This window comes from Streptomyces sp. NRRL F-5122, from assembly GCF_001507435.1.
Lineage (GTDB): Bacteria > Actinomycetota > Actinomycetes > Streptomycetales > Streptomycetaceae > Streptomyces > Streptomyces lannensis.
This window is the reverse complement of sequence record NZ_LMWH01000013.1, coordinates 1-10,207: the sequence shown is the minus strand read 5'-3', so window position 1 is coordinate 10,207 and position 10,207 is coordinate 1. Positions and strand designations below refer to the sequence as shown.

Genomic DNA, 10,207 nt, shown 5'->3' with positions numbered 1-10,207 from the left:
CCTGCCGGTGGATGCGCGCGACTACCAGGTGGCGGCGGAGATCCTCCACGATCTCGGGGTGCGGTCGGTGCGTCTGCTCTCCAACAACCCGCGCAAGCGTGAGGCGTTGCTGCGGCACGGCATCAAGGTCGACAAGCAGGTGTCGCTGCTGATTCCGCCGTGCGAGAACAACATCACCTATCTGCGCACCAAGCGGGAACGGCTCGACCACTACCTGCCGCATCTGGACGCGGTGGTGCACTCGTCGTGAGAGGGTGCGCGGCGGCCGTCCGGCGTCGGCCGCCGCGCCCGCATCCCGGGGTCCCCGGCGCGCGGTGCGTCACCGCCGGACGGCGTCCGCCGTGCGGGCGTCAGCCGGTCAGGGCCTCGTGCACGAGCCGCTTCAGCTCCGGGTAGACGGAGTGCGAGCCCGTCGGTCTGAGCTGGGTCAGGAACTGCACGGTCAGATCGTTGCGAGGGTCCACCCAGAAGGTCGTGGTGGCCACCCCGCTCCAGCCGAACGTGCCGAGCGCCTCGGGGGACCTGGTCAGTTCGGGTTCCGTGACGACGGACACCCCGAGGCCGAAGCCGAGGCCCGCCTTGCCGGGGTCGCGGTGGCCGCGGCTGCCGTAGGAGAGCATGTCGGCGTCGCCGGGAAGGTGGTTCGAGGTCATCGTGGCGACCGTCTCGGAACTCAGCAGACGGACGCCGTCCAGTTCGCCACCGCGGCGGAGGAACTCCATGAAGCGGTGGTAGTCGTGCGCCGTCGCCACCATGCCGCCGCTGCCGGACAGGAAGCGGGGCCGGCCGCGCAGGGGCAGCCCCGGGATCGGTGCGATGCCGCCGTCCTCGGTCTCGCCGTACAGCTCCGCGAGCCGCGGTGCCTGTGCCTCGGTGACGCACAGGCCGGCGTCCGTCATGCCGAGCGGGGCGAAGATCCGTTCGGCGAAGAAGTCGTCCAGGTCCCGGCCCGACACGACCTCGACGAGCCGCCCGAGCACGTTCGTCGCCACGGAGTAGTTCCACTGCGTGCCCGGTTCGAACTGCAGCGGCAGGCGCGCGTACACCTCGCACGTCTCCGCCAGGGTCGCGCCGGATACCACCGACGTCTCGATGCCCGCCTCCCGGTACAGGGCGTCGACGGGGTGCGAGTGGTAGAAGCCGAAGGTCAGTCCCGCCGTGTGGGTGAGCAGGTGGCGAACCAGGATCGGTCCTTCGGCGGGCCGGGTCCGTACCGCCGCGCCGGATCCCCCGACGTAGACCCGCGGACGGGCGAAGGCCGGGAGGACGTCGGCGACGGGCGTGTCCAGCCCGAAGCGGCCCTCCTCCATGAGGATCAGCGCGGCGACCGAGGTGACCGGCTTGGTCATCGAGTACATCCGCCACAAGGTGTCGGTCTCGACCGGAAGCCCGGCCCGGACGTCGCGATACCCGTACGTGGCGAGGTGGGCCGTGCGGCCGTGCCGGGAGACGGCCACCAGAAATCCGGGCAGCCGTCCGTCATCGACCTCATGGGCGAAGTGCTGGTCCAGACGGGCCAGCGCCTTCGGGTCCAGACCCACGTCCTCCGGCTCCACCTCTTGCCGCAGGTGTCCCATCGTTCTCCTCCGGTCTCCCCCGGGTGCTGTACCGGGACTTCCGGTTCCAACATTTCATGGTCGGCTACCCGGCTGCGGGTGATCCCTCTCCGGCGCCCACCGCGGTTTCGGACCGGCCGGGCAGTCGCAGGGCCGGTGGAACGCCGAGCAGGGACACACAGGCGAGGGCCACGAGGGTGGGCCCGGACGTCGCGTTCGTGCACGTCATCAGCGTGCCGGCAACGGCGACGCCCACCGTGGGCCCGATGTTCAGCGCGGTCTGCTGCAGACCGCCGGCCACCCCGGCCGAGGTGACGGACGCCTCTCGTACGACCACCGTCGTCGCCGTCACCATCACCGTGCCGAATCCGGCACCCACCAGCAGGAATCCCATTCCCGCCCAGAGGGCCGGCAATGCGTGCGAGAGCCGGGACAGAAGGAGTACGCCCACGCCCAGGAGCACCGCCGCGGGCCCGGCGGTGCGGCGCGGACCGCAGCGGCGCATGAGGACGGCCGCCGTGGGCGCCGCCAGCACCATCGCCACGGGTCCCGGCAGGGCTCGCAGCGCGGTCCGCAAGGGGTCGAGGCCCAACTCGTCCTGCAGGACGTAGCTGCTGACGAACATCGCTCCCAGCATCGCCGCCGACGCGGCCACGAGCAGCGCGAGCGCGGGGCTCATCCCCGGCCGGCCGAGGACGTCCGGGGGCAGCAGCGGGCCGGTGGCGCGCCGTTCGTGCCGTACGAACATCAAGCCGGCCACCGCGGCGGCGAGCAGGGCCGGGGCGGACATCACGGGCCGGCCGGAGTCCGCGCCCGCGGTGAGCGCGTACACGAGGCACATCAGGGCCGTCGCGAGCAGAGCGGCGCCCAGGAGGTCCAGCGGCGGGCGGGACGAGGGCCGTTGCTCCGGGGCGCGGGCGCATCCCACGAGCACGCCCATGACCAGCGCAGGGGCGACATTGAGGAAGAAGACGGCCCGCCACCCGAACGGGGCGACCAGAGCGCCGCCGACCAAGGGACCCGCCGCGGCCGCCAGGGCGATCGCGCCGGTGCGCAGGGCGATCGGCATGCCCAGACGCTCCGGCGGATATGCGGCCCGCAGCATGCCGAGCGTCGCCGGTTGCAGCAGGGCGCCGAAGGCCCCCTGGAGCGCACGCAGTCCGATCACCCAGCCGATGTCCGGCGCCACCGCGATCCCGGCCGACACCGTGCCGAAGCCGAGTATGCCGAGGGCGAACATGCGCCGGTGGCCGTGGCGGTCCCCGAGCCGGCCGGCGAACACCAACAGGCTCGACACCGCGACGAGATAGCCGGTGCTCGTCCACTGCACCTGGGTCAGGGAAGCGTGCAGATCCCGTTGCAGGGTGGGCTGCGCGACGGTGAGCACGTGCCGTCGAGGGCGACGACGACCGCGCCGACGACGCTTGCCGCGAGCGTGGTGGCGCGGTGGGCCCTCACCGGCCGCCCGGCCCGAGGTGTGCGTCCAGGGCGGTTCGGAGCAGCGGCACCACGTCATCGGCCCCCGTGGCGAGCGGGAGGCTGCCCCAGGTCCACAACTGGGCGATGCCGTGCAGATTGGCCAGCAGGGAGCCCGCGACGAGCGCCGCGTCGACGTCCGGCCGCGCTCGGCCCACCAGGTCCACCAGCAGGGAGAACAGCGGGAGACTGGTCTCGCGCAGCCCCAGATGGCCGCTCTCCAGCAGGTCGTGACGGAACATCAGCTCGTGCATCCCGTGGTGGGTGAGCGCGAAGTCCAGATAGACGCGGCCGAGGGCGGCGAGCTGTTCCCGGGGGTCTGCCGCGCCGTCGCCCCTCACCTCGGCCGCGCGGCCCGCGAGGTCGGTGAAGCCACGGCGGGCGATGGCCGACAGCAGCTCCAGATGGGTGGGGAAGTGGCGGCGGGGGGCGCCGTGCGAGACCCCCGCCCGCCGGGCGATCTCCCGCAGGGTCAGGGCCTGGACGCCCTCGGTGTTGACCAGGTCGACACCGACATCGATCAGCCGGGCCCGCAGGCCCGTCTCCGGATCAGCCATAGACACTGTCTACCAGATGTCCGTAGACAGTGTCTACGCGGGAATGCGGGACTCGGCCGCGCGAGTTGTTCGAGGTATGACTCAGGACGCCACGCAGAACGCGCTGCTCGCACTGCTCGCCGAGAGCCACGGCGGGGTGCTGGTCACCCTCAAACGCGACGGCCGGCCCCAGCTGTCGAACGTGACCCACGCCTACGATCCGAAGGACCGCGTCATCCGTGTCTCGCTGACGGACGACCGCGCCAAGACCCGCAATCTGCGCCGGGACCCGCGGGCCTCGTACCACGTGACCAGCGGCGACCGATGGGCCTACACGGTCGCCGAGGGCACGGCCGACCTCACGCCGGTCGCCCAGGACCCCTACGACGAGACGGTCGAGGAACTCGTCCGGCTCTACCGGGACGTCGCGGGCGAGCACCCGGACTGGGACGACTACCGCGCCGCCATGGTCCACGACCGCCGTCTGGTGCTGAAGCTGCGCGTGGAGCGTGCGTACGGCATCCCCAAGGGGGGCAACGAGGGCTAGCTGTATTGCCCTGTGGCGTCGCCCGCGGTACGGGCCTCGATCGCCCGCAGGACGGCCACCATGTCCTCACCGCCGTGCCCCAGTGTCACGGTCTCCTCGAACAGGGCGTGGCAGACGTCCAGCAGCGGCGAGGCCACGCCCGTCGCGCGGGCGGCCTCGGCGATCAGCCGGTTGTTCTTCAGGACGTCGTGGGCCGCCGCCTGGACCGCGAAGTCGCGCGCGTGCAGCTTTGGGGCCTTCATCCTGGAGACGCCGCTGGCCATCGGGCCGGCGTCCAGCACGTCCAGGAACAGGCGCCGGTCCAGACCGTTGCGGTCCGCGAAGTGATAGGCCTCCGAGAGCCCGGTCACCAGTGTGATCAGAAACAGATTGACCGAGAGCTTCATCAGCAGGGCGCCCGGGGCGGGGCCGCAGACGAAGGTCTCGCGGCACAGCGGGGCGAGCAACGGCCGTACGAGGTCCACCGCGGCGTCGTCCCCGGCGAGCATCGCCACCAACTGCCCGTTCTCCGCGGGCGCCCGGGAACCGGAGACCGGCGCCTCGACATACCGCCCGCCGGCCGCGCGGACCTCCGCCTCCAGGTCGCGGGAGTAGCCCGGAGAGGTCGTCCCCATGTGGACGACGACACGTCCGGCGACCCGGGCGGCGAAGCCGGCGGTGCCGCGGCCCAGGGTGGAGTCGATCGCGTGGTCGTCCGCCAGCATGAGGATCACGACATCGGCCTTGGCGAAGACCTCGGCCGGGTCCGCCGCCGTCTCGGCCCCGGCCGCGCGCAGCGACTCGGTGCGGGCCGCCGTGCGGTTCCAGACGATCAGTGGTGTGCCGGAGCGGACCAGCCGGAGCGCCATGGGCTGTCCCATGACCCCGAGACCGATGAAGCCGACGTGCACGATGGACCGCCCTCCATGGGGGTGCCGCTATGACAGTGGTCATAGTAGCGAGCCCTATGACGGCGGTCATAGAGTGGGGCGAATGAGCCGCGGTGAGTCGGGAGGTCGGCGATGGCGGTGTCCGAGCGGGGCCCGCGCGAGCGGATGGTCTTCAGCGCGGCCCAGCTGATCCGGCGCGACGGCGTCACCGCGACCGGAATGCGCGATGTGGCCGCGCACGCGGGCGCCCCGCGCGGCTCGCTCCAGCACTACTTCCCGGGTGGCAAGGAACAACTCGTCAACGAGGCGGTGGCCTGGGCCGGCCGGTACGCGGCCGGGCGTGTGGCGCGCTTCCTCGCGGCACTGTCCGAACCCACACCGAGCGGGCTGTTCGCCGAGATGGTGCGGCAGTGGACGGACGAGTACCGGGCGTCCGGGTTCGAGGGAGGCTGCCCGGTCGCCGCGGCGACCGTGGACTGTGCGCAGTCCACGGACTCCACCCGTGGGGCCGCCGCGGACGCGTTCGCGCGCTGGACGCGCCCGGTGGCCGAGGCGCTGACGGACATGGGGGTCCCGGCGGACCGGGCCGAGTCGCTCGCCACGCTCATGATCAGCGCGCTGGAGGGCGCCTTGCTGATCGCCCGGACCGAACGCGACGAGCGCGCCCTGACGACCGTGGCGCGGGAACTCGGACCACTGCTCGACGCCAGTGCGCAACGGCCGTCGCAGGGCGGCTGATGAGGTCCTAGGCCCCGGGACGCAGGGCGGACGCCCGATGGTCCGGTGATCACCCCACTCCTAGGCTGCTGAACGGGCCCGTTCACCGTTCGTCCCGTCCATGAAGGAGATCCCCCATGCCTGTCGACGGTCACTGTCACATCAGGATCGCCCGTCCCTCCAAGGACCTGGCAGCGGCCGAACGGTTCTGGGTCGCGGGGTTCGGGCTGTCGGTGGTGTACCGCGCCCAAGGCGGTACGGAACCGGGCGAGCACGACCTGCTGATGGTCGGCAGGCCCGAGGCCTCCTGGCATCTCGAACTCGTCCGCGAGGCGGCCCGTCCCGTCATGCCCCGTCCCACGGAGGAGGACCTTCTCGTCGTGTACCTCGACGAGCCGGTGCCGGAGGAACTGGTGGCGCGGCTGGAGGAGCACGGCGGCAAGCGCGTCCTCTCGCCGAACCCGTACTGGAACGAATGGGGCGTCACGATCGAGGACCCGGACGGCTATCGACTGGTGCTGTGCCGGCGGTCCTGGTCCAACGCCTGAGCACGGCGCGCCGTGCCGGGGCGTCCCGTGGCTGCCGCTAGCCTCCGCACGTGATCAATGGGGCGCACATGGTGATCTACTCCCGCGACGCCGAGGCCGACCGGCTCTTCTTCCGCGACGTCCTCGGCTGGGCGCATGTCGACGCCGGGCACGGCTGGCTCGTCTTCAAGGCCCCGCCGGCCGAGGTCGCCTTCCACCCGGCCGAGGGCGAGCCCGAGCATCAACTGATGCTGATGTGCGACGACCTCGACACCACGATGTCCGAACTCGCGGCGAAGGGCGTCGAGTTCACGCGCGGGGTGAGTGAGGCGCGCTGGGGCCGGGTCACCGGTTTCCGGCTTCCGGGAGGGGGCGACATCGGTCTGTACGAGCCGCTCCACCCTGTGGCGCACGCTCTTTGACCCGCGCGTGCTCACACATGAGCACGCGCACCGCGCGCGGACGCCGGACGCATGGCCGGACAGGTCACAGGCATCCGAGCGTGCGGTACGCGTCACGGGTCGTGGCGGCGACCCGCGCCCAGGTGTGCTCGCGGGTGACGAGCGCCCGGCCGGCGGCTCCCCAGGCGTGCCGCGTCCTTGGGCTCTCGAGCAGCATCTCGAGCGCCTCTGCCCAGGCCAGAGGGGATTTCGACGGTATTAGTCGTCCATTCACCCCGGATTCGACCAGTTCTCGCATGGCCGGGACATCACTCGCTACGACGGGGAGACCGCTCGCCATCGCCTCGACCGGCTCGAGAGGGGTGACCAGATGGCAGACGCGCTCGTCGGTGCGCGGCACCGCGAAGACGTCGAGCACGGCATGGTGGTTCCGCACCTGCTGGAGTGGAACCCGGCCGGTGAACAGGACCGTACCGTCCCCGAGGCCGAGCCGCCCGGCAAGCTCCTGGAGCGCACGTCGCTCCGGACCGTCGCCGACCAGCAGCAGCCGCAACGGCACACCCCGGCGGCGCAGTTCGGCACCGGCCTCCAACAGCGTGCCGATGCCCTCGTGACGGGTCAGGCCGCCGACCGTGCCGACGACGTACTCCTCGGGGCCGATACCGAGGCGGGCGCGCAGGGGGCCGCCGTCCGGCAGCGGCTCCAGGAAGAGCGGATCGACGGCGTGCGGCACGACGTGTACCCGCTCCTCGGGCACCCCGCGCGAGACGATCTCCCCCTTCATGGCCTCGCCCGGTGTCATCACCGCATCGGACTCACGCATGCAGTACGTCTCCAACTCGCGTCGTGCGCGGTACGCCGCGTCGCCGCGGGAGCGCCCGCGCGCCTCGGCGAGCCAGCTCTCCTCGCGGAACACGCGCACCTCGTAGACCACGGGAAGGCCGTACGTCTCACGCAGGGCCAGCGCCACCCGGCCGTCGCCGTGATCGCCGGACGCGTGCAGCACAGAGGGGCGCACCCGCTCGACGAGCCGCGCTGCCAACTCCGTGTTGCGCGCCAGCACCGGTCCGGGGCCGTACGGCAGCCACCTCGGCAGCAGCCGGTGCTGGGGCACGCCCTCGAGCAGGTGCAGCGGCCGGGCGTCGAACACCCCCTGGGTCACCGGGAAGCCGATCCGCGTCACCACGTGGGGATCCAGCCCCGCCGCGGACTGGGCGCGAGTCAGTGCCTGGGTGCGCAGGGCCGGGGCCGCCTGCTCATGCGGCACCCCGCGAACGACCAGGTGCAGCACCCGCCCGCGCACGGGCAGAATCGCACGCCCCGGGGGAGCGGGTACGCGTGCGGGAGAGGACTCGTCCGACATCCCGGACGGCGGGGCCTGGAGACGGGCCTCCAGCGGCCGCATGGCGCGGCGGACGGGGGCGGGCAGCAGGCGTACGGCGAGCAGGGCCGCCCGCAGCGGGTTGTGCCGCAGCTCGGCCCAGGCCACCGAAACGGCAAGGGTGAGTGCGCGCACCGGGCGACGGGACATGGCATCAGGCTAGATCGCCCCGGTGACGGCGAGGCAACATGGGTCGGCGTCCACCCGGATGGCGGGCGCGGGGGGCCGGCCCGGACGCGTCCACGCGACCGGCGCACGACAGGCGCACCGGCATCCGCTCCCCATGACGGGCGCACGGGACGGCGCTCGGCACCGCATCACGACGGATGCGGGGGTCACGTATCGGGTTCGAAGTGCGGGACGGCTGTACATCTCGGTGGGTGCACTGCGGTCCCAGGCGGCGGAGCCGGTCCTTCGCACACCGGGCCCCCGCTGCCGCCGTCTCCGTCCGGGTACCCCGCGTTGATGGGACCGATCCCGGGGCGTCACCGCCGTCATCCTTCGTCGGGTGGAGCACCATGACCGAGAGCACGCAGGAATGCATCCACCCGTACGGGGACACCCGCCACCGCGCGCAGGACGACCCCGCGGCCGGCGGCCCGACAACCGGGTTCGACCGGTCGGGCGGCGAACTCCTCCGCGCCCTGCGACTGGGCCAGCTCCTCGCCATCATCGGCGCTCCGGCCGGCCCCCGCACACCGCTCTCGGTGCTGGACGCGGGCTGCGGCAGGGGCTGGTTCGCACGTGCACTGGCCCGGGGTGGCCACCGGGTCGACGCCTTCGACGTCAGTTCCGCGGCCGTCGCGCAGGCCCGTGGCGAAGGCGGCGGCCCGCGTTACGCCGTCGCCGATCTCAGTGGCTGGCGCAGCCCCCGGCCCTACGACGTGGTGCTCTGCCTCGACGTCCTCTTCCACGTCCTCGACGACGATGCCTGGGCGGCGGCGCTGCACAACCTCGCCTCGCTGGTGCGGCCGAGCGGCCGACTGATCGTCACCGACGCGAACCTGGGGGAGTGGGCCGTAGGCGGCGACCGTCTTGTGCACCGGCCCGCCGCCGCGTACCGTGCCGCCCTCGAGCCGCTCGGTCTCCGGCACCGCCACTTCCTCCCTTACGGATTCCGGGAGAACACCTTCGGCTTCCATGTCTTCACGAGGGTCCGCCGGCACCCCTGACCGGCTGGTGTTCAGGCCCGCGCGCGGTCCGCCGTCAGATAGGCGACGACCATGTCGCCGAGCATCCGGCGGTAGTGCTCGCGCCGGCCGGCGGCCACCAGGTCACGGCCGAACAGCGCCCCGAACGTATGCCGGTTGGCGATCCGGAAGAAGCAGAACGAGCTGATCAGCGCGTGCAGGTCGACCGCGTCGACGTCGGCCGTGAACAGCCCCGACTCCCGGCCCGCCGCGAGTATGCGGCCGGTCACCTCCAGGGCCGGCGAGCCGATGCTGTCCAGCTTCTCGGACGCGGCGATGTGCTCGGCACCGCGGATGTTCTCCATGCTGACCAGACGGACGAAGTCGGGGTGCACCTCGTGATGGTCGAACATGACCTCGGCGAGCCGGCGGACGGCCGCGACGGGGTCCAGATGCTCGACGTCCAGCTCCTGCTCGACTCGGCGGACGACTCCGTAGGCCCGCTCCAGGACGGCCGTGAACAACTGCTCCTTGCCCCCGAAGCAGTAATAGATCATCCGCTCGGTGGTGCGGGTCAGGGCGGCTATCTAGTCGACCCGCGCCCCGTCGTACCCGGCGCGCGCGAACTCCCGTGTCGCGACGTCCAGGATCTCGGCCTTCGTGCGGGCGGCGTCGCGGACACGGGCGCGCGGTGGTGCCGGTTCGTCGACGCTGGTCATCGGGTTCCTCCGGACGAAGGACGGGCCGCCGCACGGCGCGTCGGCAGCCGGCGATTGTAGGAGCCCGGTCCTGCCGCGCTCCCGAGGAGGACCCGGTGTGCCGACCGGCGGCTTCGGGCCTGGGCCCCGGACCCCGGCGGCCGGGGAGCGAGAGGTCGGAGGCCGGTCCGTCCCCGTGGACCCGTGGACGAACCGGCCTCGTTGTTCCCTACTTCGACGCAGAGAGCGCCCGGTGGGGGGTCTCGGTGGTGCCCGCTGCGTTCCATTCCGCGATCACGGGCCAGTCGTGCTCGGTGGACAGCCGGCTGACCGTCCCCGTCCGGAGCTGGAACAGCCGTCCCTCGGCGG

The 10,207-nt window shown here is 72.4% G+C and carries 9 protein-coding genes and 3 pseudogenes; 6 read left to right on the top strand and 6 right to left on the bottom strand.

The window, feature by feature from the left end:
• Positions 1–250, top strand: a pseudogene (locus ADL25_RS03690) (GTP cyclohydrolase II); the annotation flags it as partial.
• 100 nt (positions 251–350) lie between these two features.
• Here ADL25_RS03690 and ADL25_RS03685 read toward each other — a convergent pair.
• The 3 genes and pseudogenes from ADL25_RS03685 to ADL25_RS03675 all read right to left on the bottom strand — a co-directional run bounded on the left by ADL25_RS03685 (position 351) and on the right by ADL25_RS03675 (position 3,589).
• Positions 351–1,577, bottom strand: coding sequence for a serine hydrolase domain-containing protein (locus ADL25_RS03685; protein ID WP_059126156.1), 1,227 nt, complete (start codon positions 1,575–1,577; stop codon positions 351–353).
• A gap of 64 nt (positions 1,578–1,641) precedes the next feature.
• A pseudogene (locus ADL25_RS03680) lies at positions 1,642–3,014 on the bottom strand (MFS transporter).
• Positions 3,011–3,589: a TetR/AcrR family transcriptional regulator gene (locus tag ADL25_RS03675; protein WP_059126155.1), complete on the bottom strand. Its 579-nt coding sequence runs from the start codon at positions 3,587–3,589 to the stop codon at positions 3,011–3,013. Before ADL25_RS03675 ends, ADL25_RS03680 begins: the two are co-directional and overlap by 4 nt.
• Positions 3,590–3,665: 76 nt before the next feature.
• Here ADL25_RS03675 and ADL25_RS03670 point away from each other — a divergent pair, with 76 nt between their 5' ends.
• Entirely contained in the window at positions 3,666–4,115 is a 450-nt protein-coding gene (locus ADL25_RS03670) for a PPOX class F420-dependent oxidoreductase (protein ID WP_059126154.1), read from the top strand.
• Here ADL25_RS03670 and ADL25_RS03665 read toward each other — a convergent pair.
• The gene (locus ADL25_RS03665; RefSeq protein ID WP_059126153.1) at positions 4,112–5,005 is read right to left on the bottom strand and encodes an NAD(P)-dependent oxidoreductase; all 894 of its coding nucleotides are present in this window, start codon (positions 5,003–5,005) and stop codon (positions 4,112–4,114) included. The genes ADL25_RS03670 and ADL25_RS03665 overlap by 4 nt on opposite strands.
• 111 nt (positions 5,006–5,116) lie before the next feature.
• Between ADL25_RS03665 and ADL25_RS03660 the strand changes: the two genes are divergently transcribed.
• The 3 genes from ADL25_RS03660 (at position 5,117) to ADL25_RS03650 (ending at position 6,650) form a co-directional block, all read left to right on the top strand.
• A complete protein-coding gene (locus ADL25_RS03660) occupies positions 5,117–5,722 on the top strand; it encodes a TetR/AcrR family transcriptional regulator (protein ID WP_059126152.1) in 606 nt (201 codons plus the stop codon).
• A gap of 116 nt (positions 5,723–5,838) precedes the next feature.
• Positions 5,839–6,249: a VOC family protein gene (locus tag ADL25_RS03655; protein ID WP_059126151.1), complete on the top strand. Its 411-nt coding sequence runs from the start codon at positions 5,839–5,841 to the stop codon at positions 6,247–6,249.
• A 50-nt stretch (positions 6,250–6,299) separates the two neighbouring features.
• Complete coding sequence (locus tag ADL25_RS03650; RefSeq protein WP_059126150.1) at positions 6,300–6,650, top strand: VOC family protein; 351 nt, start codon at positions 6,300–6,302, stop codon at positions 6,648–6,650.
• A gap of 64 nt (positions 6,651–6,714) precedes the next feature.
• On the opposite strand, the gene ADL25_RS03645 is transcribed toward ADL25_RS03650, so the two are convergent.
• The gene (locus ADL25_RS03645; protein ID WP_059126149.1) at positions 6,715–8,160 is read right to left on the bottom strand and encodes a glycosyltransferase family 4 protein; all 1,446 of its coding nucleotides are present in this window, start codon (positions 8,158–8,160) and stop codon (positions 6,715–6,717) included.
• Positions 8,161–8,528: 368 nt separating this feature from the next.
• On the opposite strand from ADL25_RS03645, the gene ADL25_RS03640 reads away from it, so the two are divergent.
• Complete coding sequence (locus tag ADL25_RS03640) at positions 8,529–9,182, top strand: class I SAM-dependent methyltransferase (RefSeq protein ID WP_059126148.1); 654 nt, start codon at positions 8,529–8,531, stop codon at positions 9,180–9,182.
• An 11-nt stretch (positions 9,183–9,193) separates the two neighbouring features.
• Here ADL25_RS03640 and ADL25_RS03635 read toward each other — a convergent pair.
• Positions 9,194–9,859 (bottom strand): annotated as a pseudogene (locus ADL25_RS03635) (TetR/AcrR family transcriptional regulator).
• Positions 9,860–10,207: the final 348 nt, after the last annotated feature.

Coding starts and splice junctions, on each gene's coding strand:
- ADL25_RS03685 (WP_059126156.1), bottom strand. CDS start 1,577: ATGGGACACCTGCGGCAAGAGGTGGAGCCGGAGGACGTGGGTCTGGAC.
- ADL25_RS03675 (WP_059126155.1), bottom strand. CDS start 3,589: ATGGCTGATCCGGAGACGGGCCTGCGGGCCCGGCTGATCGATGTCGGT.
- ADL25_RS03670 (WP_059126154.1), top strand. CDS start 3,666: ATGACTCAGGACGCCACGCAGAACGCGCTGCTCGCACTGCTCGCCGAG.
- ADL25_RS03660 (WP_059126152.1), top strand. CDS start 5,117: ATGGCGGTGTCCGAGCGGGGCCCGCGCGAGCGGATGGTCTTCAGCGCG.
- ADL25_RS03655 (WP_059126151.1), top strand. CDS start 5,839: ATGCCTGTCGACGGTCACTGTCACATCAGGATCGCCCGTCCCTCCAAG.
- ADL25_RS03645 (WP_059126149.1), bottom strand. CDS start 8,160: ATGTCCCGTCGCCCGGTGCGCGCACTCACCCTTGCCGTTTCGGTGGCC.
- ADL25_RS03640 (WP_059126148.1), top strand. CDS start 8,529: ATGACCGAGAGCACGCAGGAATGCATCCACCCGTACGGGGACACCCGC.